The sequence below is a fragment of the Bradyrhizobium lablabi genome, from assembly GCF_018129385.1.
GTDB lineage: Bacteria > Pseudomonadota > Alphaproteobacteria > Rhizobiales > Xanthobacteraceae > Bradyrhizobium > Bradyrhizobium lablabi_C.
Window position 1 is genome coordinate 138,063 of the sequence record NZ_JAFCLN010000014.1, and the last position, 23,387, is coordinate 161,449.

Sequence of the window (23,387 nt, forward strand, 5' to 3'; positions counted from 1 at the left end):
GCCGCCGTCATTCCGGGGCGCGCGCAGCGCGAGCCCGGAATCCATAACCACAGGCCGATATTGGGTTAAAGAAAGCCGTCGACCAGTCTTCGAAACAACTCCTGCTGCGGCGTATGGATTCCGGGCCTGCGCCTTCGGCGCATCCCGGAATGACGAGCGGAGAGGGCGTCGACCTCACGCCGCCGGCTGCGCCGCTTTCTCCTCCTGCGCCAGCAGATGGATCAGCGCGCTCTTGATCGCGGCCTGGCGCGTCGGCGCGGTGATCTGGGCGCCGAGCAAATCGGTGACGTAGAACACGTCGCGGGCCCGCTCACCGAAGGTGGCGACATGGGCCGACGCAATATTGAGGTTTAGCTTCGAGATCGCGGTGGTCAGCTCATAGAGCAGGCCCGGCCGGTCGAGGCCGGACACCTCGATCACGGTGTAGCGGTCGGACCACTGGTTGTTGATGGTGACTTCCGGCTCCACCACGAAGGCGCGCACCTTGCTGTTGCTCTTGGTGGTGCGGCGCGCCACCACTTCGGGCAGGCGGAGCTTGCCTTCCAGCACCTGCTCGATCATCTCTCCGATCCGGGTGGCCCTGCGGCCCTCGTCCTCGTCGCGGTCGTATTCCCTCGATATCGCGATGGTGTCGAGCGCGCGGCCGTCGGTGGTCGTGTAGATCTGTGCGTCGACGATGTTGGCGCCGGCGGAAGCGCAGGCGCCTGCGATGATCGACAGCAGCCAGGGATGGTCGGTGGCGAGGATGGTGAGCTCGGTGACGCCGCGCGCCTCGTCGAAGCCGACATTGATCGCCAGCTTGTGGCCAGCCTCTTCGCTGGCGCGCAGGAAGCGCGCGTGGCGGATTTTTCGCGGCAGCTCGACCTTGAGCCAGTAGGCGGGATAGTGCCTGCCGATATAGGCGTTGAGCTCGGCTTCCGGCCATTCGGTGAAGGCGGCGCGGAATTCGGCCTGCGCCACCGCGATGCGCTGCGCGCGGTTCACTTCCGAGAAGCCGCCGGTCAGCACCGGCTCGGTCTCGTAATACAGCGTGCGGATGAGCTGCGCCTTCCAGCCGTTCCATACGCCGGGGCCGACGCCGCGGATGTCGGCGGTGGTAAGGATCGTGAGCAGCTTCATCTGCTCGACCGACTGCACCACCGCGGCGAAATTCTCGATGGTCTTGCGGTCGGAGAGGTCGCGCGACTGCGCCACCGTCGACATCGTCAGGTGCTCCTCGATCAGCCAGGCCACCAGCTCGGTATCGGCCGCGGAAAAGCCGAGCCGCGGGCACAGCCGCCGCGCCACCTTGGCGCCGGCGATGGAATGATCCTCGGGGCGGCCCTTGGCGATGTCGTGCAGCAGCGTGGTGATGTAGATCACCGGGCGATGCTCGGGACGGATCTTTCGGAACAGGTCGCTCGCCAGCACGAACTCGTCATTGCCGCCGCGCTCGATCTCCTGAAGCCAGCCGACGCAGCGGATCAGGTGCTCGTCCACCGTGTAGTGATGATACATGTTGAACTGCATCATCGAGACGATCTTGCCGAAGGCGCGGATGAAATGACCGAGCACGCCGGTCTCGTTCATCCGCCGCAGCACGATCTCGGCGTTGTTGGAGGTCAGGATCTCCATGAACAGCCGGTTGGCTTCCGGATTTTCCCTGAGCTGCGTGTTGATCAGCTTGAGCGAGCGCGTCACCGTGCGCATCGCGTCGGGATGGAAGGCGAGGTCGTTCTTCTGCGCCAGCCGGAAAATGCGGATCAGATTGACCGGATCGTGCTTGAAGATATCGGGCGCGGCGAGGTTGATGCGGTTGTTGTCGATGATGAAATCATCGCTCTCGGGCACCCGCCGCCGCTTGGTGCTCGGCCGCAGCCGCGCCACCATGCGGCTCAGCACCGGCGCGGGCTTGGCCTGCTCGTCCTCCAGCTTTGCGCACAGGATCGCCGTGAGGTCGCCGACGTCCTTGGCCACCAGGAAGTAGTGCTTCATGAAGCGCTCGACGTCCTGCATGCCGGGATGGCTGGTGTAGCCGAGCCGGATCGCGATCTCGCGCTGCATGTCGAATGACAGCCGCTCCTCGGCGCGCCCCGCAAAGAAATGCAGGTTGCAGCGCACCGACCACAGGAAATCGGCGCAGCGGCGGAAGGTGCGGTATTCCTGCGCGTCGAACACGCCGCGTTCCAGCAGCTCGTCGGTCTCGCGCACGCGGTAGACGTATTTGGCGATCCAGAACAGCGTGTGCAGGTCGCGCAGGCCGCCCTTGCCGTCCTTTACATTGGGCTCGACCAGATAGCGGGACTGCCCGCCGCGGCGATGCCGCTCCTCGCGCTCGGCAAGCTTGGCGGTGACGAATTCGGCCGCGGTGCCCTGCACGACGTCCTTGTCGAAGCGCGCGACCAACTCTTCATAGAGCGGCTTGTCGCCGGTCAAAAAGCGCGTCTCGAGGATGGCGGTGCGGATTGTCATGTCGCCGCGCGCCTGCCGGATCGATTCATCGACCGAGCGGGTGGCGTGACCGACCTTCAGCCCCATGTCCCACAGGCAATAGAGGATGGCTTCGGCCACCTGCTCGCCCCAGGCGGTCTGCTTGTAGGGCAGCACGAACAACAGATCGATGTCGGATTCCGGCGCCATCAGCCCGCGGCCATAGCCGCCGGTCGCGACCACAGCCATACGCTCCTCACCTGAACGAAGGTGGGAGCGATAGAGGTGCCTGGTGGCGGCGGCGTAGAGGATGCGGATGATCTCGTCCTGCACGAATGAAAGCCGCTCGGCGCAGCGCCTGCCGTGGCGGTCCTTCAACAGCACGGCCTGCGCGGCAGCGCGCGCCGCCATCATTTCCGCCTTCAGGAGCTGCGCCAGCGACGAGCGGAAAACATCCTCGCGGCCGGCGTGCTTTTCCGCGAGCGCATCGACCGCGGCGGTGATCCGCGCGGTGTCGAAGCGATCGTCGGCGTCGGTGCGGGAAGGGGTCACGAGGCTGTCCATTGCCTTATCCGGATATCGGACGGCGGGTGCGCTGTCACGGGACTTGTGCGGCAACAGTAGCTCCATGCTGCCGTCAATGTGATTTGGGCAATGCTGTTCTCATCCGAACCGATCGGCGATGGCTATTTTCTGGTTGACCTTATGTCATAACTATTTGAAAAAACAGGCCGTTTTCGAGACAAGCTCCGAGGGGATCTTCATGTCCGCACTTTCGCGCCGCGCGGCTGTCGCGCTGATCGCAGCATCCACCCTGTTTTCCGGCGCGGCCTTCGCCGCCGATCCGCTGAAGGAAATCCGCATCGACTGGGCGACCTACAACCCGGTCTCGATGATCCTCAAGCAGAAGGGTCTGCTGGAAAAGGAATTCGCCAAGGACGGCATCAGCGTCGTCTGGGTGCAGTCGGCCGGCTCCAACAAGGCGCTCGAATTCCTCAACGCCGGCTCGATCGATTTTGGTTCGAGCGCGGGCTCGGCGGCGCTGGTCGCCAAGATCAACGGCAACCCGATCAAGTCGGTCTACGTCTATTCGCGGCCCGAATGGACCGCGCTGGTGACGGGCAAGGATTCGAAGATCGCGTCGGTCGCGGACCTCAAGGGCAAGCGCGTCGCGGTCACCCGCGGCACCGATCCGCACATCTTCCTGGTGCGCGCGCTGCTCGGCGCAGGTCTTTCCGAAAAGGACATCACGCCGGTGCTGCTCCAGCACGCCGACGGCAAGACCGCGTTGATCCGCGGCGACGTCGACGCCTGGGCCGGCCTCGATCCGATGATGGCGCAGGCCGAAGTCGAGGATGGCGCAAAACTGTTCTTCCGCAAGGCCGACGCCAACACCTGGGGCATCCTCAATGTGCGCGAGCAGTTCTTGAAGGATCATCCCGAGGCCGTCCGCCGCGTGCTGGCGGTGTATGAAGAGGCGCGAAAATATTCGCTCGCCAATTACGACGAGCTCAAGAAGACGTTCATCGCGGTGACCAAGCTGCCTGAAGCGGTGGTCGACAAGCAGCTCAAGGAACGCACCGAGCTGACCCACAACAAGATCGGCGCCGCCCAGCGCGAGTCGATCCTCGCCGCGGGCCTCGCCTTGCAGCAGGCCGGCGTCGTCGACGCCAAGGTCGACGTCAAGGCAACGCTGGATGCCCTGATCGACGACCAGGTCCCGCTGCCGACGAATTAAGAGATAGGCGGATCGTCGCGCTTCCCTTCTCCCCTTGTGGGAGAAGGTGGCGCGAAGCGCCGGATGAGGGGTTCTATCCGCGCGGCAGAATGTTCAATGAGCGGTGCTCGCGGAGACAGACCCCTCATCCGTCGCGGACTGCGTCCGCGCCACCTTCTCCCACAAGGGGAGAAGGGAAGGCGGCGCCGCGCTGAACATCGTCCCATTCGCCAGCTTGCAATCCCCGACGAGACGCGGTCTTTGCTATGGCCATGACTATTGAAGCCCCCGCGCTGGAACAGGCCGCCCCGCCGCAACGGCGCTCGGCATGGCTGCGGCTGCGCGGATGGAGCCGGCCCGCGCTCGGCCTCCTGCTGCCGCTCACCCTCGCGCTCGGCTGGGAGATTTACGTCGCGCTCGGCTATTCCAACGGACGGCTGGTGCCGCCGCCGACCAAAGTCTTCTCCACCATCATGGAACTCGCCCGGAGCGGCGAACTCAGCCGCCATGTCAGCGCGACCTTGATGCGCGTCGGCCTCGGCTTCGGTGTCGGTGTTGTCGCCGGCACCATCCTCGGCGCGATCTCGGGCTATTGGGGTCTGGCCCGACGATTGCTCGATCCGACCGTGCAAGCGCTGCGCGCGATCCCCTCGCTGGCCTGGGTGCCGCTCTTCATCCTGTGGCTCGGCATCTTTGAGACCTCGAAAATCGCGCTGATCGCGGTCGGCGTGTTTTTCCCGGTCTATCTCGGCGTGATGGGCGGCATCCTGTCGGTCGACCGCAAGATCGTCGAGGTCGGCCGCACGTTTCGCCTGTCGGGTCCGGCGATGATCCGTCGCATTCTGTTGCCCGCCGTGCTGCCGTCTTACGTGGTGGCGTTGCGCGTCGGCTTGGGGCTGGGCTGGATGTTCGTGGTCGCCGCCGAACTGATGGGCGCCTCCGAAGGGCTCGGCTATCTGCTGCTCGACGGCCAGCAGCTCGGCAAGCCTGCGCAGATCCTCGCCGCCATCGTGATCTTCGCCATCATCGGAAAGTTCACCGACTGGCTGATCGAGGTCGCGACCGCGCCGCTCTTGCGCTGGCAGGACGCGTTCGGCGGTTCGAAGGGAGCGGCCTGATGCTGGCGCTCGACCGGGTCGGAAAGACCTATCCCAACGGCGTCAACGCGCTGGAGCGCTTTTCCGCCGAGATCAATCTCGGTGAGATCGTCGCCATCATCGGCGGCTCGGGTTGCGGCAAGTCGACGCTGCTGCGCGCCATCGCCGGGCTTGATCCTGCCAGCACCGGCAGCGTGACGCTGGACGACATCCGGATCTCGGCGCCGCACGAAAAGATCGGCATCATCTTCCAGGAGCCGCGGCTGCTGCCCTGGCTGTCCGTCGCCGACAATATCGGTTTTGGCCTGTCACATCTGCCTGCCAATGTCAGGCGGGAAAAGGTCGCCCGCGCGCTCGCCCGCGTCGGCCTTGCCGACAAGGCAACCGCCTGGCCGCGCGAACTTTCCGGCGGGCAGGCGCAGCGGGTCGCGATCGCACGCGCGCTGGTGCCGCAGCCGGAAGTGCTGCTGCTGGACGAGCCGTTCTCCGCGCTCGATGCCTTCACGCGGCGTGACCTGCAAGATCACCTGCTCGACCTCTGGGCCGATACGCGGCCGACGCTGATCCTGGTGACGCATGACGTCGATGAAGCCGTGGTGCTGGCGGATCGCGTACTTGTGATGCGGCCGCGGCCGGGCCGGCTGTTCGAGGAAATCCGCGTCAATCTGGCGCGGCCGCGCGACCGCAACACACCGCATTTCGACAATTTCAAGCGGCGCGTGCTGACCGCGCTGGACCGCTCGCTTGACCGCAGCGTGCCCGACGAGGCGGGCAAGGCCGGCGCGGGCGAAGCGATGTGGTGGTGACAGCGGGGCGTTTTTTCTCTACATCCGGCCTCGCAAAATCCGGGAGAAGAAGATGGACGCCGCCGAACTCCGCGCCATGCAGGCTCCGATCAAGGAGCGCTACAAGACCGATCCCTCCGCCGCTGTCATCACCCTGAAAGCCAAAGGCTCGATCGATAACGAAGGCATAGCCTGCAAGGTCGAGACCGGCCGGGCGCTCGCGGTCGCCGGTCTGCACCCGGCAACCGGCGGCTCCGGACTTGAGCTGTGCTCCGGCGACATGCTGCTGGAAGCGCTGGTTGCCTGCGCCGGCGTTACGCTGAAATCGGTCGCCACCGCCGTCGAGGTGCCGCTGCGCGCCGGCAACGTCATTGCCGAAGGCGATCTCGATTTCCGCGGCACCCTCGGCGTCGACAAGGAAGCCCCGGTCGGCTTTGCCGAAATCCGCCTGCGCTTCGAGGTCGGCACCGACGCGCCGCAGGACAAGCTGGATCTCCTGCTGAAGCTCACCGAGCGCTATTGCGTGGTGTATCAGACCATCAAGAACGGCCCGAAGGTTTCGGTGTCGATGAAGCGGGTGTGATCCTCTCCCGTCGTCCCGGGCAAGCCACCGGGTCGCGCGAATGCGCGCCCGATGACAGGCTCCGCGGCGACCCGGGACCCATACGCCGCAGCGGGTGTTGGCTTGCGCTCGTGTCCGCCACCTTTTTTCAACCGAGAGCACAACGCGGTATGGGTCCCTGCGCCGGGAGCGCAATTGCGCCCCTAGGCAGGGACGACGAATAGATGTCCCCCGAACTCGCCTTCATCCTGTCACTACTGCTCCGCATGGCGATCGCCGCCGCCTTCGTGGTGTCGGCTTCCGTCATCACCGAACGCTCCGGTCCCGTGATCGGAGCGCTGATCGCGACCTTGCCGATCTCGGCCGGTCCGTCCTACGTCTTCCTCGCGCTCGACCATGACGCGGCCTTCATCGCCGAAGGCGCGCTCGCAAGCCTGCCGATCAACGCCGCGACGATCTATCTCGCACTGACCTATACCTTGCTGGCGCAGCGTTACAGCGTGTGGGTAAGTGTCGGCGCGGCGATTGCCGTGTGGCTCACGCTTGCCACCATCATCCGCCAGTTTCAGTGGACCCTGCTCGCCGGCCTGATCGCCAACGCGATCACCTTTGCGGTCTGCGTGCCGCTGCTGCGGCCCTACATGCATGTGAAGAAAATGCCTGTCATCGCGCGGCGCTGGTACGACATCCCGCTGCGCGCCGGCCTCGTCGCGACGCTGGTTGCAACCGTGGTCGCGACCTCGAGCTGGGTCGGCCCGCGCATCTCCGGCATCATCGCGCTATTCCCTATCGTGTTCACCAGCCTGATGCTGGTGCTGCATCCCCGTATCGGCGGCAGGCCGACCGCGGCGGCGATCTCCAACGGCGCCTGGGGCCTGATGGGATTTGGCCTTGCCATTGCCGTGCTGCATGTCGCCGTGCTGCAATTCGGCTCAGCCATCGGCCTCAGCCTCGCGCTCGCAACCTGCATCGGCTGGAATCTGGCGCTGTGGTGGAACGGCAGGCGCAGGGCGGCGCGCTGACCCCGTTGGCTCGCAATGACGGCTGAGACCCGCTAAATTGCCGTCAGACCAAGATCGAGGCGCGCGGTGGAGGGGCTGTACAAGGTCGAATATGACATCAACGACGGCTCCGGCCGCAGCGTGCTGTACGCGCATGCCGGGAAAATGCTCGGCGGCAACACGGCATTCGCGCATTTCGGCACGTACGAGACTGTCGACGGTGAAATCGTCGCCAGGCTCCGAACCAAGCGCCACAGCCGCTCGCCGCAGCGCCGTTCGCTGGTCAGCGCCGACCAGGTCACCATCAGCATTCGCGGCCGGCCGCAGGGCAAGCTCTGGCGCTTCGAGGGCGAAGTGGTCGAGGACGCCTCGCTGTTTCGCGCCATCATGACGCCGCTCGGTGATGACGACGTTCCGCCGCCCGGCGCGGTCGGCGAGGGCGGCATCGTCAGCGGGCTCTATTCCATCAACATCCGCATGCTTGACGGCATCGCCGGCGGCCAGACCGGCGTGATGCTGCTGCGCGACGGCCGCATCCTCGGCGGCGATGCGTTCTTCTACTACATGGGCGCCTACTCATCTGCGAACGGCCGCTGGAAGGGCGAGTTCATCAACCAGGAACACACGCCGGCGAAGAGCGAGCACCCGCTGTTCGGCGGCTACGAAGTCGGCATCGGCTTCTCCGGCCGCTGCGATCCCAGCGGCGCCGAAATGGAGGCCACAGCGCTGGCCGGCAAGCTCAGCATCCGTTTTGCTGCGACATTGAAGCTGATCGAGCCGTTCGCGCGGGCGGGCGGGTGAGTGGTTCAGCCGTTTCTCCTCGTCATTGCGAGGAGCAAAGCGACGAAGCAATCCAGCTTTCTTGCTGTAGCGAAGGAAGCTGGATAGCTTCGCTTCGCTCGCAATGACAGATTATGACTTCGGCAGCTTCGCCTTCAGCGCATACAGCGCTTCCAGCGCCTCGCGCGGGGTCATCTCGTCGGGATGCAGCACCTTCACCGCTTCCATCAACTGCTCGGCTTCGCTCGGTGGCGCTGCTTCCGCGGCGGCGCGCGAGGGGACGGCGAACAGCGGCAGATCGTCGACCAGTGCCCGCGCGGTCTGGCCGCGGTCCTGCGCTTCGAGCTTTGCCAGCACCGATTTCGCGCGCGCGATCACGGCCGGTGGCAGGCCGGCGAGCTTCGCCACCTGGATGCCATAGGAGCGATCGGCCGATCCCGGCAGAACCTCGTGCAGGAATACGACGTCGCCCTGCCACTCCTTGACCCGCACCGTGGCGTTGAACATCCGCGGCAGCTTTGCGGAGAGCGCGGTCAGCTCGTGATAATGCGTGGCGAACAGCGTGCGGCAGCGGTTGTTCTCGTGCAGATGTTCGATCGCGGCCCAGGCGATCGAGAGGCCGTCGAAGGTGGCGGTGCCGCGGCCGATCTCGTCGAGGATGACAAGCGAACGCTCGCTGGCCTGGTTCAAAATCACCGCCGTCTCCACCATCTCCACCATGAAGGTGGAGCGGCCGCGCGCCAGATCGTCGGCGGCGCCGACGCGCGAGAACAGCCGGTCGACGATGCCAATCCGTGCGCGCGTCGCAGGCACGAACGAGCCGATCTGCGCCATCAGCGCGATCAGCGCGTTCTGGCGCAGGAAGGTCGATTTGCCGGCCATGTTAGGGCCGGTGATCAGCCAGAGCTGCCCGGATTTTTGTGACGGCGTGGGCGAAAGGTCGCAAGAATTGGCGATGAACGGCTGGCCGTCGCGCTTGAGCGCCTGCTCCACCACCGGATGCCGGCCGCCTTCGACCGCAAAACCGAGGGATTGATCGACCTCGGGCCGCACGTAATTGTCGTCGACTGCGAGCTTTGCCAGTGCGGTCGCGACATCGAGCACCGCAAAGGCATGGGCAGCGGCGCGCAGATCGTCGCCCGCTTCCAGCGTCATCGCGCAGAGCTTTTCAAAGATCTCCAGTTCCAGCCCGAGCGCGCGGTCGCCGGCATTGGCGATCTTGGCTTCGATCTCGCCGAGTTCCGATGTGGTGAAGCGGACCTGCCCGGCCAGCGTCTGACGGTGGATGAAAGTGGCATTCAGCGGCGGCGACATCAGACGCTCGCCGTGCTGTGCCGTCACTTCGACGAAATATCCCAGCACATTGTTGTGCCGGATTTTCAGCGCCTTGACGCCGGTGTCGTCGGCGTAACGCGCCTGCATCGCAGCGACGACAAGGCGGGAGGCGTCGCGCAGGCTGCGGGTTTCGTCCAGCGCCGGCTCATATTGCTCGCGCACAAAGCCGCCGTCGCGTTTGATCAGCGGCAATTGCTCGGCGAGCGCGCGGGCGAATTCGTGTGCGAGATCGCGCGAGGGCCGGCGCAGCGCGTCCATGATGGCGACGATTTCGGGCGGCGGATCGCTCAAGCCGGCCAGCCGCGCCAGCGCGGCGTCGGCGGCCAGGATGCCGTCGCGCAGGCCTGCGAGATCGCGCGGGCCACCGCGGCCGACCGAGAGTCGCGCCAGCGCGCGCGACATGTCGGGCGCACTGCGCAGCACGCTGCGAACATTGTCTTGCGCGGCGCTATCAGCCACGAAAGCAGAAATCGCGTCCAGCCGGCGCGCGATCGTGGCTGCATCGGTCAGCGGCGCGGCAAGTCGCTGCGCCAGCAGCCGCGATCCGGCCGGGGTCACCGTGCAGTCGATGGCATCCAGCAGCGAGCCGCTGCGTTCGCCCGAAAGCGTGCGCGTCAGTTCGAGATTGGCGCGGGTTGCCGGATCGATCGCCATGGTGGTGCCGGCCGCCTCGCGCGAGGGCGGCGACAGCGGCAGACGTTTGCCCACTTGCGTGCGGTCGATATAGGTGACGGCAGCGGCGGCCGCGGTGGCTTCCAGCCGCGACATCGCGGAGAGGCCGTCCATGGTGGCGACGGCAAAATAGTCGCATAGCCGCCGCTCGGCGGTGGCGCCATCGAACACGTCGCGCGTCAGCGGCGTCACCGCCGGCAGTTCGCGCAGCAGCGGGCCCAGCTCCACATCGCTGTAGAGCGCATCGGTGACGATCGCTTCATTCGGATTGATGCGCGCCAGCGTCGCGGCGAGTTCGCCAAGCGAACATTCCGTCACCATGAATTCGGAAGTCGAGATGTCGATCCAGGCTAGTCCAATTCGATCGCCGCCGGACGAGCCGCGCGCGCGGGCGATCGCCAGCAAATAATTGTTGGTGCGGGCATCCAGCAGCGTGTCTTCGGTCAGCGTGCCCGGGGTGATGTGCCGCACCACGTCGCGGCGCACCACGCTCTTGTTGCCGCGGGCGCGCGCCGCGGCCGGGTCTTCCGTCTGCTCGCAGACCGCGACGCGAAAACCCTTTTCGATCAGCCGGTGCAGATAATCTTCGGAGCGCTCGACCGGCACGCCGCACATCGGAATGTCCTGGCCCTGATGCTTGCCGCGCTTGGTCAGCGTGATGCCGAGCGCTTTCGAAGCGATCTCGGCATCCTCGAAGAACAGCTCGTAGAAATCGCCCATCCGGTAGAACAGCAGCAGGCCGGGATTGGCGGCCTTGATCTCGAGGTATTGTTCCATCATCGGCGTGACGCGCGCGGGCGCTTCCGCCGGCGCAGGTTCAGGCGGTGCGGGAGCGGGGATGGATTGCTGGATCGTCATGGGCGGCGGAAATTACAAAATTTCTTGCGGCCGTCCTATGGCTTTGCCGCCATGAAGCGCGTTTTCCACCTGATCCACGCTTGACCTATCCTTGGTCCGCATGGCGGACCTCACGCGAAAGCGCGCATTTGGGACATTGCGCTCGATTGACCTGCCGCAGGCGCACTCCTACAACTCGCGGTCAATTCCGCTCCAAACAGCGCCACACCACGGCATTCAGGGAGAGATTCAATGCGTGATGTCTTTATTTGCGATGCCGTGCGTACCCCGATCGGCCGTTTCGGCGGTTCGCTCGCCAAAGTGCGGGCCGACGATCTGGCGGCCACTCCGATCAAGGCGCTGATGGCAAAACATCCCAATCTCGACTGGTCGCAGGTCGATGAAGTCTTCTTCGGCTGCGCCAACCAGGCCGGCGAGGACAACCGCAACGTCGCGCGCATGGCGCTGTTGCTTGCGGGCATCCCCGAGTCGGTTCCCGGCCAGACGCTCAACCGCCTCTGCGCCTCCGGCCTCGATGCCGTCGGCGCCGCAGGCCGCGCGATCCGCGCCGGCGAGATCGATTTTGCGATTGCCGGCGGCGTCGAGTCGATGACGCGGGCGCCGTTCGTGATGGGCAAGGCGCCGGAAGCCTTTGCGCGTTCGGCCGACATCTACGACACCACCATCGGCTGGCGTTTCATCAATCCCCTGATGAAGGCGCAATACGGCGTCGATGCGATGCCGGAGACCGGCGAGAACGTCGCGGAAGAGTTTCAGGTCTCGCGCGCCGACCAGGACGCGATGGCGATCCGCTCGCAGCAGCGCGCGGGCGCGGCGATCGCGGCCGGCTATTTCGCCGAGGAGATTACGCCGGTGTCGGTGCCCGGCGGCAAGGCCGGTCCGATCACCGTCGACAAGGACGAGCATCCGCGTCCCGAGACGACACTCGAGGGCCTCGCAAAGCTGAAGCCGATCGTGCGCAATCCCGGCACGGTCACCGCCGGCAATGCGTCGGGCGTCAATGACGGCGCTGCCGCGATGATCCTCGCCTCGGAAGCGGCGGTGAAGAAGCACGGCCTGACCCCGCGCGCAAAAATTCTCGGTCTTGCCTCGGCCGCGGTGCCGCCGCGCATCATGGGCATCGGCCCGGTGCCGGCGACGAAGAAGCTGATGGAGCGGCTCGGCATCAAGATTTCCGATTTCGATTTGATCGAGCTCAACGAAGCCTTCGCCTCGCAAGGCATCGCCTGCCTGCGGCAACTGGGCGTCAAGGACGATGCCGACTTCGTCAACCCGCATGGCGGCGCGATCGCGCTCGGCCATCCGCTCGGCATGAGCGGTGCGCGGCTGGCGCTGACGGCGGTGCACGGCATGGAGGAGCGCGGCGGCAAGCTCGCCCTCGCGACGATGTGCGTCGGCGTCGGCCAGGGCGTCGCGGTCGCGATCGAAAAGGTGAACTGACCGTCAATCCTCATGGTGAGGAGCGCGTCTTCGCGCGTCTCGAACCATGAGAGCCCGCGGCCCATCCTTCGAGACGCGCGCTTTGCGCGCTCCTCAGGATGAGGTCGGTGGGTGTGGTGGCAATTGTCGCCGTCATCAGGTCGGGCCGCCCTTGACCGAACCCGTGCGCAGGTGCGCTGTCGCGCGGCGCAGGATGCCGTGCAGCCATTCCTGGGAGGCGTCGCCCTCATGGCGCTCGTGCCACAATGACCGGACTTCCAGACGGGTCGTGGGGTAGGGCAGCTCGCAGATCGAAATGGCATGCTCGCGGGCAAAAGCCTCGGCCAAAGGCCGCGGTACGATGGCTACGAGATCGGGCCCCTCGAGCAGCGCCGGGACAGCCAGAAAATGCGGCAGCGACACCGCGATTCGCGGGACGCGCTCCGCTGCCGAAAATGCCCGTTCGAACGCGCTGCGGTCGTACATCTCCGATCGCCGGGCGAGGCCGCGTTCCGAAATGAAGCCGTCGACGGCGCCTTCCTGCTCGCCTCCGAACGACACCACCACGATCGAGAGCCGGGACAGCTTCTCGATCGTCATGGTGCCCAGGCTCCGCGACGCCGGCGCGATCAGCACATCATCGTATTCGAACAACAGGCTCGACTTGAACCGTTGAGGCGCAGGCGAAAACGTGCCGATGGCGGCGTCGATGCGGCCGAGGTCGATCTGCTCGGCAAGGTCAATCCGGGTGACCGGCCTGATGACGATGTCGATGTGAGGCGCCTCCGCCCCGAGAATCCCGAGCAGATGCGGCGCAACGATCGTGGTCGTGAAATCGTTCGCGGCGATGGTGAATTTCTTGGTCGAGCTGCCCGGATCGAATTTCGGCGGCCCTACCGCCGCTTCCAGTGTTTTCAGGGCATCGCGGACCAGCGGCGCCATGGCGAGCGCGCGGGCGGTCGGCTGCATGCCGGCGGCGGTGCGGACGAACAATTCGTCGTCGAGCATCTCCCTCAGGCGTGCCAGCGAATGGCTGACGGCGGATTGGCTGAGAAAGACCCTTTGGCTCGCGCGCAGAACGCTGCGCTCCTCCATGATCGCATCGAAGACGCGAAGCAGGTTCAGATCGAGGGTGCTGAACGACACGGTCATGGAGCAGGATCGCGCGAGCCGTCACCTTGCAGCGTCCGGAGGGAAGCCGCGCGGCAAGGCATAGAGCTACATCGGGGCGGGTCGAATGTCATGCCCGAGGCGGCGCGCTTCGGGCGGATTCGGGCGAACTGAACCGCGCTCATTTTGACCCTGAAGTAGTTTCACTTCCGCATCGAGCGGAATGGGGAAACACTAACCGCCGGTAACGGAGGAAATTCTATGTTGGCGGGAGCATGGGAAGCAAGAACGGCCGGCGCGCTTGCGGCGCTCATCATGGTCGTCTCGTTCGGCGCTTCGGGGCAGGCGAATGCGCAAGGCGGGCCTCTCAAGATCGGCGTGCTGACCGACATGTCCTCGCTTTATTCGGACAATGGCGGTCCGGGCTCGGTGGTGGCCGCCCAGATGGCGATCGAGGATTTCGGAGGCACCGTCCTCGGACGGAAGATCGAACTGGTTTCGGGCGATCATCAGAACAAGGCCGACGTCGGCGGCGCGCTCGTGAAGCGGTGGATCGACAATGAAAATGTCGAGATGATTCTCGACGTGCCCAATTCGGCGGTGGCGTTGGCGGTCCAGGGTATCACCCGCGACAGGAAGAAGCTGTTTTTGGCGACCGGCGCCGCAACGTCGCGCCTCACGAGCGAGGAATGCTCTCCGACGGGAATCCATTGGACCTACGACACCTATGCCCTTTCGCAGGGAACGGCTAAGGCCGTCTCCAAGCTCGGCGTGAAAAGCTGGTTCTTCCTGACCGCGGACTACGCTTTCGGCGCCCAGCTCGAGGCCGATAGCCGCAAGGTGATCGGGGCTGATGGCGGCCGGGTGGCCGGCGCGGTCAAGCATCCGATCAACACGCCGGACTTCTCGTCCTTCCTGTTGCAGGCCCAGTCCTCGAAAGCGGATGCCATTGCCCTGGCCAATGCCGGCGGTGACTTCATCAATGCGGTCAAGCAGGCCGGCGAATTCGCGATAACCAGGGATCAGAAGCTGGTGGGCCTTCTGGTGTTCATCGCCGACATTCACAGCCTCGGCCTGCCGAGCGCCCAGGGCCTGATCCTCAGTTCGGCATTCTACTGGGATTTGAACGATGAGACGCGAGCCTGGTCGGCGCGCTTCATCGCGAGGACCCAGAAGGTGCCGACCATGATTCATGCCGGCACTTACGGCGCCGTGATGCACTATTTGAAGGCGGTCCAGAGCGCCAACACGATCGACGGGCCGGCAGTGGCGAAGAGGATGAGGGAGCTGCCGGTCAACGATTTCATGACGAAGAACGGCAAGATCCGTGAAGACGGCCGTCTGGTCCGGGATATGTATCTGTTCAAGGTCAAGTCGCCGAAGGAGTCGAAGTACAAGTTTGACTACTACCACTACCTGGCGACGATTCCGGGCGAGGAAGCCTTCAAACCTCAGGAGGAGGGCGGATGTCCTCTGTTGGCCAGGAAGTAGCCGTTCCGGCGGCATTACACGGCGACGACGACGAGCGCCGTGACTCTGTCGATTGCGTCATCAGGCAGCGGTTTGCGAGCCGGGCATTTTCAAAACGCACGGTGTCGAAGCAGACGGTGGAGAACATTCTCGACGTTGCGAGGTTTACACCGAGCGGGGCGAACATTCAGCCGTGGCGTGTTTACGTGCTTGCCGGTGAGGAAAAGGACAAGGTTTCGCGCGCTCTTCTGAAAGCGCATCGTGAAGCCCGCGACCGATATCAGTCGGAGTACCAGTACTACTCCCCGCTGTTGCCGGAGCCCTATCGGTCACGGCGCGAACAGTTCGGCCGCCTGTTCTATGGCGCGCTCGGCATTGCGCAATCGGACCACGAGGCGCGCGCCGGGCAGACAGCGAAGAACTACGACTTCTTTGGCGCTCCGATCGGCCTGATCGTCACCATCGACCGGCGCCTGCAAATCGGTAGCTGGCTCGATCTCGGCATGTTCATGCAGAACGTGATGATCGCCGCCGGCGCGCGCGGTCTACAGACCTGTCCGCAGGAGACGTTCTCGAAATATCACGTATTGCTCCGCCAGTTCCTGCCGATAGCGGACGAAGAAATGGTGGTCTGCGGCATGTCGCTCGGCTTCGCCGAGCCGGCAAACGCAGCCAGCCTGATGCCGAAGGCACAGGTGAACGAGTTCGCGAAATTCATCGGCTTCGACGCCTAGCGCAGGATCTGGCCGGATCGAAATCCAACCGTGAGTGGATCGACAGGAGATTGACGATGGGACATCGCGAGGAACTGATTGAGCGGAGCATCCCGTTTCTGCGGGAGGTCAAGGACATGACTCCCGGCGCGGAGATGGAGAAATGGCTGAACGAGCGATACGGCGAGGATAGCGACCTCTACAGGGAATTATCGCGCCTGATCAGGCTGGGCGTAGCGGAAGGCTGGGCGGCCAACCAGGAAGTGGAGGGGCCGAATTATCGGCGCAGCAGGATCCTGGAGCCTTCGCCCGATACGTTCCATTTCAGCATTACCGCCGTCTTCATGGACAGCAATGATCCCCGCGCCTTCAAGGATGAAGACGAAGACGAGGTTCTGCGCGGCGAATATCACGGCCATCCGTATGGCGAATTGAACCTGGTGGTTCCGGTCGATGCCGGTGCCCAACTGAAAGGGCTTCAGGGTTGGCAGGGACCGGGATGGACCGCTCCGGATCCGGGCAGTCGCCATTTCCCCGAAGTGAGGGGCGGGGCCGTGATCGCCTTGTTCTACCTTCCCGCCGGTCGCATTTCCTACGATTTCGATCCGCCGTCCTGATGCCTGCGGCCCGCCGATGCTCGGGTCGCGAGCGTCGCGTCGGCCGTGGACGACGGAATGGATTGATATGCCGCCGCAGGGGCCGCGCCGAGCTAAAACAGACCTTCCGCCGGTTAGTTATATCCTATAATGAACGGGGCTGACGCGGTGCACGGCATGGGGCGGAAAGCTTGCCTTGGCAACTATGTGCATCGGCGGAAGCGTTGCGGTCACCATCGAAAGGTCAACTGAAACAACTATTTGGGAAGGCGAAAAACAACACTTTCCCGGATTAGTTATATCCAATAATGATCGGCTCAAGGTTTAACGGGCGGGGACACGCCCGGGAGGAATTCGTCATGACACTCGCTTATCCCATTTCCAGCCTGAAGGCGCATCCGGCGCGATTGTCGCCGGATTACAAGAGCACGGTGAAGCGCTCGCCGCAGAAGCCGCTGATCATCATGCGGCACACGCTGTCGGAACTGACCGGGCCGGTCTACGGCCACGAGACCGTGCGCGAAAACGACAACGATCTCACCATCCAGCACAAGGGCGAGCCGTTAGGGGAGCGCATCATCGTGCACGGCCATGTGCTCGATGAGGACGGCCGCGGCGTGCCGAACACGCTGGTCGAGCTGTGGCAGGCCAATGCCTGCGGCCGCTACATCCATGTCGTCGACCAGCATCCCGCGCCGCTCGATCCCAACTTCACCGGCGCCGGCCGCACCACGAGCGACGCGTCAGGCTATTACAAGTTCATCACCATCAAGCCCGGCGCCTATCCCTGGGGCAATCACCACAACGCCTGGCGTCCGGCGCATATCCACTTCTCGGTGTTCGGACACTCGTTTGTCTCGCGCCTCGTCACGCAGATGTACTTTCCGGGCGATCCGCTGTTTCCGTTCGACCCGATCTTCAATTCGGTGACGGACGCGGCCGCGCGCGAGCGGATGATCTCGTCGTTTGACCTCGAAAACACCAAGCCGGAATGGGCGCTGGCCTACCGCTTCAACATTGTCCTGCGCGGCAAGAACGCCACGCCGATGGAGACCAAGTAAGTGTCCGGAATTACCCCTTCGCAAACCGTCGGTCCCTATTTCAAATACGGCCTGACGCCGAACGGCGAATACGAATGGAACGACGCCTTCGACGGCAACCTTGTCACGCCCGATACGTCGGGTGAACGTATCCGCGTCGAGGGCACGGTGTATGACGGCGACGGCAAGATCGTGCCGGACTGCATGCTGGAGATCTGGCAGGCCGACTCGCAGGGCCGCTTCTCCGATCCGCAGGACAAGCGCGCATTGCCGAACACTTCCTTCAGGGGATTTGGCCGCGTCGGCACCAGCAAGGACGGCACCTACGCCTTCGACACCATCAAGCCGGGGCAGGTAGCCGATCCCGACGGCAAGCCGCAGGCGCCGCATATTTTGATGGCGGTATTCGCGCGCGGCATGCTGCTGCATCTCTACACCCGGATCTATTTCGGCGGCGAAGCCGCCAATGCCGCCGATCCCGTGCTGGCGCTGGTGCCGGCCGACCGCCGCGCCACGCTGATCGCCCAGCAGGCGAATTGCACCGGCAACGCCGTCTACCGGTTCGATATCCATCTCCAGGGTGACAACGAGACGGTGTTCTTCGAGGTGTAAGGCATCTTGCCATCGTGCCCCGGACGCAGCGCAGCGCGAAGCGGTGCGCTGCAGAGCCGGGGCCCATACAAGCTCGCAATAGTGGGTCCCGGCTCTGCGGAGCGGCACTACGCGCCGCACCACGTCCGGGACACGAGAGCGTCGAAGCCACGGGTGCATATATCAACGAACCCTCAAAAATTTCTGGCAAGACTCGGGAAATTCTCGGCCTCGCCGGCTTCCTTGTGCTGGCGACCGCACAGGTCTCCAACATGATTCTCGCGCGCGGCGTCGCCGGCTCGGTGCCGCCGTTCTCCATTGCCTTCTTCCGCTGGTCGATCGTCGCAATCGGCCTGTCGCCTTTGATAGTAGCAGCCCTTCGCGAGCATCCGGGCCTGCTGCGCAAGGAAGGGCTCGGCATCGCCGTGGCCGGCTTCCTCGGCATGTTCGTCTGCGGCGGACCGGTTTACCTCGCGGGCACCACGACCTCGGCGATCAATCTGGCGCTGATCATGGCGATGGCACCGCTGGCGGTGCTGCTGTTCTCGCTGGTGAGCGGGCTCGAGACGGTCAACCGGTGGCAGATCGTCGGCATGGCGATTGCGCTCTGCGGCGCATTGCTCGTCATCATCAAGGGAAACACGGCCGGCACGCATGGGCTCGCGATGGGCGACGTTCTGGTATTTTGCGCGATGCTGGCATGGGCGGCCTACACCATGGTGCAGAACCGCATCGGCGCCGGCATCGGCTTTCTTGCAAGGATCGGCATGTTCGCCGCCGCCGGGGCGCTGTTCTCGCTGCCGCTTGCACTGCACGAGATGTGGCTGGAGCCGGCGTCGGTCCTCAGCCTGAAGGCAGCGAAAGTCTATCTCTTCGCAGGCCTTGTGCCGGGCTTGTTTGCCTATGGCGCCTATTCCTATCTCGGCTCGGCATTCGGCCCGCTGTCGACCTCGCTCAGCATGTATCTCGGACCCGTGGTCGGCGTGGTGCTGTCGGTCATCTTCCTCGGTGAGGCGCCGACGATGGTTCACTTCATCGGCGGTATCCTGTCGCTCGGGGGAATGTGGCTGAGCCTGCGCCACAAGAGCAAGAGCTAGTCCCCTCCGATCGCTGCGTGCGACGCGGTGTCGATCTTGCGTAGATTGCGTTTCGGCGACAACAATGCCGCGCAAATGCCGCCTGGTTCGGAGCCGCCGCGCATGAATGGACCGTCGTTCTACCGATACACCAATCTTGCAGCGACGATCCATATGCTGCGCACCAGGAACATTACGCTCCTGAATCCAGGAACGTGGGACGACACCAACGATTCCTATTTCATGTCCGAGTACAAGCGTCTCAAGAACGCAAAGTCCGTGCTGGCGCTGTGCTTCGCGGAAAGCGAGGAGTCGTATCACCACTGGCGCGTATTCTCGTCCGGCGCCGACGGCGTCCGGGTCGAGTTCGACAAGCAGGCGCTGCTCGCCGCCTTGACCGGCGATGGCGACGTCAGGGCGGGGCTGGTCAACTACACGAAGCTGGAGGATCTGAAGCAGAAGCAGGCCGTCGCCTGTGATGAGTTGCCGTTTCTGAAGCGATGGCCATATGGCGATGAGCGCGAATTCCGGGTGGTCTACACCAGCCTTTCGGAAGCGGTGGCGTTCAAGAACTATCCCATCGCACTCAGCAGCATCCGGCGCATCACCCTCAGTCCGTGGCTGCCAAAAGCCTTGTCGGATTCGGTGAAAGCCGCGCTCAAGTCGATCGACGGATGCTCCAGGCTCAAGGTGTTCCAGTCCACTCTGATTTCGAACGAGGCCTGGAAGAAGTTCACCGAGAGGGCGCAATAGAGCATGATCCGGAAAAAGCCTGCCCCGCACTTGATGCGGGGTGGGCACCGGTTTTCCGAAAAGATCATGCTCAAACGATCGGCAAGCTACTCCATCACCGCATGTTCCGGCCCGGCCGCTTGCTTGCGCAGCGCGGCCTTGGTCGAGCCGATCATGATCGCCAGCGGGATCACCAGGGCCGTGAAGATCATCACCATCTGGTAGTCCTGCGAGAAGGCGATGATCTGCGCCTGCGTGGTGACGATCAGGTCCGCCATGGCGCGGCCCTTGTCGGTCGCCATGTCGAGCATGCTGCGGACCTGTGGCATCTGCATGGCGTGGTTGAACGGGTTGATGTGCTCGTTCAGGATGGCGTGGTTGTAGCGCGTGCCCTGCGTCAGTTGCGCGATCACCAGCGAGATGCCGACCGAGCTCGCAACGTTGCGCAGCAGAGTCAGCATCGAGGTGCCGTCGGTGCGCAGGTGGTTCGGCAGCGTCAGGAACGCCACCGTCGACAGCGGCACGAACACCAGGCCAAAACCAAAGCCCTGGACAATGCTGACGGTCACGATCTCCGGCACGCCGGTCTGGTCGGTCCAGAACGTCATGTAGTACAGCGAGGCGCAGGTGAGGCTGAGGCCGGCGATGATCAGCGTGCGCGCCTCGATGTAGCGCATCATGCGGCCGACCAGCATCATGGCGACGAACGTGCCGCAGCCGCGGCTCGCGAGCAACAAGCCTGCGGTGATGATGGGATAGCCGATCACGTTCTGTAGGAACGGCGAGGACAGCGCCATGGTCGAGAACAGCACCAGTCCCATCACCGTCATGAACACGCAGCCGCCGACGAAATTCTTGTCCTTGAACAGCGCGAACTGGATGAACGGCTGTGACGTCGTCAGCGAATGCGCGAGGAAGTAGTAGAAGCCGATCGCAGAGATGATGAACTCGGCGATGATCTCGTTGGATTCGAGCCAGCCAAGCTGCTCGCCGCGGTCGAGCGCAAGCTGAAGGGAGCCGATGGCGACCGCGAGCGCGGTGAAGCCGAACCAGTCGAAGCGCAGGGCCGTGTTCTGCCTGGTTTCGTCCATGAAGATAACGAGCCCGAGCACGGTGATGATGCCGAACGGCAGGTTGACGAAGAACACCCAGTGCCAGGAATAGGTCTCGGTCAGCCACGCCCCGAGCGACGGCCCCATGATCGGGCCCATCATCACGCCCATGCCCCAGATCGACATCGCTTTGGCGCGTTCCTGGAGCGTGTAGGAATCCAGCATCACGGCCTGCGACAGCGGCACCAGCGCGGCGCCGAACACGCCCTGCATCAGGCGGAACAGCACCATCTGGTTGATGTCCTGGGCGAGGCCGCACAGCACCGAGGCGACGGTGAATCCGGCCGAGCAGATGATGAAGATGCGCTTGCGGCCAAAACGATTCGCGATCCAGCCCACCGGCGCGGTCATGATCGCAGCCGCAACGATATAGGAGGTCAGCACCCAGTTGATCTGGTCTTGCGAGGCCGACAGCGTGCCCTGCATGTAGGGCAGCGCGACATTGGCGATGGTGGTGTCCAGCGCCTGCATGATGGTTGCCGTCATGGCGCAGATCGTCACCATGGTCCGGCGCAGGCCGGGAACCATGCTGGACGGTGGCGCCGTGGCGTTCATGTGCGATCAGTCCTGCTCGTGCGCGGCCACTGCGGGCCTCATGCCAAGCAGCCCGGCGAGCGAACGCTGGTGCTTGGTGTCGATGGTGGCATAGACGCTCATGCCCGCCTTCAGCTTTTTCACCATCGGATCGTCCTTGTCGAAATAGATCCGCACCGGCACGCGCTGCACCACCTTGACGAAATTGCCCATGGCGTTCTGCGGCGGCAGGATTGCGAACTGCGCGCCGGTGCCGGGAGAGAGCGAGCCGACCGTGCCCTTGAAGACGTGGCTGGGGAAGGCATCGACCTCGAGCGTGACGCTCTGGCCGACGGCGACATAGGTGAAATCGCTTTCCTTCGGATTGGCGTCGACCCAGGGATTGGCGACATCGATCACCGAGAACACCGGCGTGCCGGCGGTGACGAAGCGGCCGAGCTGGATCTGCTCGACCTGTGTCGCGGTGCCGTTCATCGATGCGCGCACCGTGGAGAGGTCGAGGTTGCGCTGCGCGTCGTCGAGCGCGGCCTTGGCCTGGATGTAGGCCGGGAACTGCTCGAGCGGCAGATCGGGGTTGCCGAGCAACTGGGTCAGCGCATTCGATTGCTGCTGCCTGACGAGCTGCTGCTGCGCCTGCGCCGTCACCAGATCGGTCGAGGATTTGTCGAGGTCGAGCTGCGAGCCTACGTTGTTCTTCACCAGCGACGATTTACGCTCGACGTCGCGCTGTTTGATCGTAATGCCGGCGCCCACGATCTCCAGCGTCTGCGAATAGAGTTTTACGTTGGCGACGAGATTGGCGTGGCTGGTCTTGGCATCTTCGAGCTTGCCGCGCGCCTGCGCCAGCGCGAGCTGGTAGGGTACCGGGTCGATCTGGAACAGCGGATCGCCGGTCTTGACCTTCTGGCCTTCCTTCACCGCGACGCTGATGATCTTGCCGGAGACATCGGGCGTGACCAGCACCTTTTGTGCGCCGACATAGGCGTCGTCGGTGGTCACGTAGCGGCCGCCGTTCAGATAGAACGTCACGCCGGCAACCAGCGCCACCAGCGGCAGCACCACCAGCAGCAGGAAGCGGCGATAGCGCCGCAACCCCGCCAGCAGGCGGCGGCGCGGCTCGGCGGCGAGCTTGGGCCGCGAAGTGGGAGCGCCCTTCTGTTCGGGCGGGAATTTGAGGGGGACGGGATCAGCCATAGCGCTGTTCCTTTCGCGAAGGTTCGCCCGACGGGTTCTGGACCGCGTTGCGGACGTTTTCCTTGATGGTTTCCAGTTGTGCGAGCAGGCGGTGCGCATCGGTGGGATTGATGCCTTCCAGCGCGGTCGCGGTGAGTTCGGAGCGGAGGCCTGCGAGCTTGCCGAGCAACGGGCGGGCGGCCTTCTTCAGATGGAGGCGGTTGACGCGGCGGTCGGTTTCGTCGCCGCGGCGCTCGATAAGACCGTTGTCGCAGAGCTTGTCGATCAGGCGCGTCAGCGTGATCGGCTGCATCTCCATCTGCTCGGCGAGCTCCGACTGCTTCATGCCTTCGTTGCGCTCGACCTTGGCCAGCACGGCCCATTGCGCACGGGTAATGCCGTAACGCGCCGCCTCCTTGTCGGCCCAGGCGCGCACCATGCGCTGCACCTCGCCGAGCGTAAAAAGGAAGTTCATGTCCACGGAACCGCGCATGGGTCGCCTCGCTCCTCTCGATAAGCCTGGGATATAATAAGCTAGCTCATGAATTCCGCACGGCTTCTTAACAGGGGGCAGACCTGACCGAAGCACATGGCTGAAGCGCGCC

The 23,387-nt window shown here is 64.3% G+C and carries 20 protein-coding genes; 14 read left to right on the plus strand and 6 right to left on the minus strand.

The window, feature by feature from the left end:
* Window positions 1-174: 174 nt before the first annotated feature.
* Window positions 175-2,973, minus strand: a complete 2,799-nt coding sequence (locus tag JQ628_RS23970; RefSeq protein ID WP_212225879.1) for a [protein-PII] uridylyltransferase — start codon at window positions 2,971-2,973, stop codon at window positions 175-177.
* Window positions 2,974-3,172: 199 nt separating this feature from the next.
* Between JQ628_RS23970 and JQ628_RS23975 the strand changes: the two genes are divergently transcribed.
* The 6 genes from JQ628_RS23975 to JQ628_RS24000 all read left to right on the plus strand — a co-directional run bounded on the left by JQ628_RS23975 (window position 3,173) and on the right by JQ628_RS24000 (window position 8,372).
* The gene (locus JQ628_RS23975) at window positions 3,173-4,147 is read left to right on the plus strand and encodes an aliphatic sulfonate ABC transporter substrate-binding protein (protein WP_212225880.1); all 975 of its coding nucleotides are present in this window, start codon (window positions 3,173-3,175) and stop codon (window positions 4,145-4,147) included.
* A 251-nt stretch (window positions 4,148-4,398) separates the two neighbouring features.
* The gene (locus tag JQ628_RS23980) at window positions 4,399-5,244 is read left to right on the plus strand and encodes an ABC transporter permease (RefSeq protein ID WP_212225881.1); all 846 of its coding nucleotides are present in this window, start codon (window positions 4,399-4,401) and stop codon (window positions 5,242-5,244) included.
* Complete coding sequence (locus tag JQ628_RS23985; RefSeq protein WP_212225882.1) at window positions 5,244-6,029, plus strand: ABC transporter ATP-binding protein; 786 nt, start codon at window positions 5,244-5,246, stop codon at window positions 6,027-6,029. The genes JQ628_RS23980 and JQ628_RS23985 overlap by 1 nt, the downstream gene beginning before the upstream one ends.
* 52 nt (window positions 6,030-6,081) lie before the next feature.
* The gene (locus tag JQ628_RS23990) at window positions 6,082-6,591 is read left to right on the plus strand and encodes an OsmC family protein (RefSeq protein ID WP_212225883.1); all 510 of its coding nucleotides are present in this window, start codon (window positions 6,082-6,084) and stop codon (window positions 6,589-6,591) included.
* 203 nt (window positions 6,592-6,794) lie between these two features.
* Entirely contained in the window at window positions 6,795-7,592 is a 798-nt protein-coding gene (locus JQ628_RS23995; RefSeq protein WP_212225885.1) for a hypothetical protein, read from the plus strand.
* A gap of 66 nt (window positions 7,593-7,658) precedes the next feature.
* Window positions 7,659-8,372 (plus strand): GrlR family regulatory protein, encoded by a 714-nt coding sequence (locus JQ628_RS24000; protein WP_212225887.1) that lies wholly within the window; start codon window positions 7,659-7,661, stop codon window positions 8,370-8,372.
* Window positions 8,373-8,483: 111 nt separating this feature from the next.
* Here the strand turns inward: JQ628_RS24000 and mutS are convergent, their stop codons facing one another.
* Window positions 8,484-11,216 carry a DNA mismatch repair protein MutS gene (gene mutS / locus JQ628_RS24005; protein ID WP_212225889.1) on the minus strand — a complete coding sequence of 911 codons (2,733 nt, stop codon included), beginning with the start codon at window positions 11,214-11,216 and terminating at the stop codon, window positions 8,484-8,486.
* A 231-nt stretch (window positions 11,217-11,447) separates the two neighbouring features.
* On the opposite strand from mutS, the gene pcaF reads away from it, so the two are divergent.
* Window positions 11,448-12,656: a 3-oxoadipyl-CoA thiolase gene (pcaF, locus tag JQ628_RS24010; RefSeq protein ID WP_212225891.1), complete on the plus strand. Its 1,209-nt coding sequence runs from the start codon at window positions 11,448-11,450 to the stop codon at window positions 12,654-12,656.
* Window positions 12,657-12,791: 135 nt separating this feature from the next.
* Here the strand turns inward: pcaF and JQ628_RS24015 are convergent, their stop codons facing one another.
* Window positions 12,792-13,787, minus strand: a complete 996-nt coding sequence (locus tag JQ628_RS24015) for a LysR family transcriptional regulator (protein WP_212225894.1) — start codon at window positions 13,785-13,787, stop codon at window positions 12,792-12,794.
* A gap of 219 nt (window positions 13,788-14,006) precedes the next feature.
* Between JQ628_RS24015 and JQ628_RS24020 the strand changes: the two genes are divergently transcribed.
* The 7 genes from JQ628_RS24020 (at window position 14,007) to JQ628_RS24050 (ending at window position 19,984) form a co-directional block, all read left to right on the plus strand.
* A complete protein-coding gene (locus tag JQ628_RS24020; protein WP_249128307.1) occupies window positions 14,007-15,236 on the plus strand; it encodes an ABC transporter substrate-binding protein in 1,230 nt (409 codons plus the stop codon).
* Window positions 15,212-15,949: a nitroreductase gene (locus JQ628_RS24025; protein WP_212225896.1), complete on the plus strand. Its 738-nt coding sequence runs from the start codon at window positions 15,212-15,214 to the stop codon at window positions 15,947-15,949. The genes JQ628_RS24020 and JQ628_RS24025 overlap by 25 nt, the downstream gene beginning before the upstream one ends.
* 56 nt (window positions 15,950-16,005) lie before the next feature.
* Window positions 16,006-16,545 (plus strand): DUF4863 family protein, encoded by a 540-nt coding sequence (locus JQ628_RS24030; protein ID WP_212225898.1) that lies wholly within the window; start codon window positions 16,006-16,008, stop codon window positions 16,543-16,545.
* A 338-nt stretch (window positions 16,546-16,883) separates the two neighbouring features.
* Window positions 16,884-17,585, plus strand: a complete 702-nt coding sequence (gene pcaH, locus JQ628_RS24035; RefSeq protein WP_212225900.1) for a protocatechuate 3,4-dioxygenase subunit beta — start codon at window positions 16,884-16,886, stop codon at window positions 17,583-17,585.
* On the plus strand, window positions 17,586-18,176 hold the full coding sequence (gene pcaG / locus JQ628_RS24040; protein WP_212225902.1) for a protocatechuate 3,4-dioxygenase subunit alpha: 591 nt from the start codon (window positions 17,586-17,588) through the stop codon (window positions 18,174-18,176).
* Between the two features lie 179 nt (window positions 18,177-18,355).
* A complete protein-coding gene (locus tag JQ628_RS34870) occupies window positions 18,356-19,252 on the plus strand; it encodes a DMT family transporter (RefSeq protein WP_433996160.1) in 897 nt (298 codons plus the stop codon).
* A 102-nt stretch (window positions 19,253-19,354) separates the two neighbouring features.
* Window positions 19,355-19,984, plus strand: a complete 630-nt coding sequence (locus tag JQ628_RS24050) for a hypothetical protein (protein WP_212225904.1) — start codon at window positions 19,355-19,357, stop codon at window positions 19,982-19,984.
* Between the two features lie 86 nt (window positions 19,985-20,070).
* Here the strand turns inward: JQ628_RS24050 and JQ628_RS24055 are convergent, their stop codons facing one another.
* From JQ628_RS24055 to JQ628_RS24065, 3 genes are read right to left on the minus strand one after another with little or no spacing between them, the layout of a single operon-like run.
* Window positions 20,071-21,630 carry a DHA2 family efflux MFS transporter permease subunit gene (locus JQ628_RS24055; RefSeq protein WP_212225906.1) on the minus strand — a complete coding sequence of 520 codons (1,560 nt, stop codon included), beginning with the start codon at window positions 21,628-21,630 and terminating at the stop codon, window positions 20,071-20,073.
* Between the two features lie 6 nt (window positions 21,631-21,636).
* Window positions 21,637-22,803: an HlyD family secretion protein gene (locus JQ628_RS24060; RefSeq protein ID WP_212225908.1), complete on the minus strand. Its 1,167-nt coding sequence runs from the start codon at window positions 22,801-22,803 to the stop codon at window positions 21,637-21,639.
* A complete protein-coding gene (locus JQ628_RS24065) occupies window positions 22,796-23,275 on the minus strand; it encodes a MarR family winged helix-turn-helix transcriptional regulator (RefSeq protein WP_212225911.1) in 480 nt (159 codons plus the stop codon). The genes JQ628_RS24060 and JQ628_RS24065 overlap by 8 nt, the downstream gene beginning before the upstream one ends.
* Window positions 23,276-23,387 lie beyond the last annotated feature (112 nt).

Bases quoted from the DNA above. Each gene is read 5' to 3' on its own strand.
- JQ628_RS24050 (WP_212225904.1), top strand. From the start codon at position 19,355: ATGAATGGACCGTCGTTCTACCGATACACCAATCTTGCAGCGACGATC.
- JQ628_RS24055 (WP_212225906.1), bottom strand. From the start codon at position 21,630: ATGAACGCCACGGCGCCACCGTCCAGCATGGTTCCCGGCCTGCGCCGG.
- pcaF (WP_212225891.1), top strand. From the start codon at position 11,448: ATGCGTGATGTCTTTATTTGCGATGCCGTGCGTACCCCGATCGGCCGT.
- JQ628_RS23995 (WP_212225885.1), top strand. From the start codon at position 6,795: ATGTCCCCCGAACTCGCCTTCATCCTGTCACTACTGCTCCGCATGGCG.
- JQ628_RS23980 (WP_212225881.1), top strand. From the start codon at position 4,399: ATGACTATTGAAGCCCCCGCGCTGGAACAGGCCGCCCCGCCGCAACGG.
- JQ628_RS24015 (WP_212225894.1), bottom strand. From the start codon at position 13,787: ATGACCGTGTCGTTCAGCACCCTCGATCTGAACCTGCTTCGCGTCTTC.
- JQ628_RS24020 (WP_249128307.1), top strand. From the start codon at position 14,007: ATGTTGGCGGGAGCATGGGAAGCAAGAACGGCCGGCGCGCTTGCGGCG.
- pcaH (WP_212225900.1), top strand. From the start codon at position 16,884: ATGACACTCGCTTATCCCATTTCCAGCCTGAAGGCGCATCCGGCGCGA.
- JQ628_RS24025 (WP_212225896.1), top strand. From the start codon at position 15,212: ATGTCCTCTGTTGGCCAGGAAGTAGCCGTTCCGGCGGCATTACACGGC.
- JQ628_RS23990 (WP_212225883.1), top strand. From the start codon at position 6,082: ATGGACGCCGCCGAACTCCGCGCCATGCAGGCTCCGATCAAGGAGCGC.
- JQ628_RS24060 (WP_212225908.1), bottom strand. From the start codon at position 22,803: ATGGCTGATCCCGTCCCCCTCAAATTCCCGCCCGAACAGAAGGGCGCT.
- JQ628_RS24065 (WP_212225911.1), bottom strand. From the start codon at position 23,275: ATGCGCGGTTCCGTGGACATGAACTTCCTTTTTACGCTCGGCGAGGTG.
- JQ628_RS23975 (WP_212225880.1), top strand. From the start codon at position 3,173: ATGTCCGCACTTTCGCGCCGCGCGGCTGTCGCGCTGATCGCAGCATCC.
- mutS (WP_212225889.1), bottom strand. From the start codon at position 11,216: ATGACGATCCAGCAATCCATCCCCGCTCCCGCACCGCCTGAACCTGCG.
- JQ628_RS23985 (WP_212225882.1), top strand. From the start codon at position 5,244: ATGCTGGCGCTCGACCGGGTCGGAAAGACCTATCCCAACGGCGTCAAC.
- JQ628_RS24030 (WP_212225898.1), top strand. From the start codon at position 16,006: ATGGGACATCGCGAGGAACTGATTGAGCGGAGCATCCCGTTTCTGCGG.
- JQ628_RS23970 (WP_212225879.1), bottom strand. From the start codon at position 2,973: ATGGACAGCCTCGTGACCCCTTCCCGCACCGACGCCGACGATCGCTTC.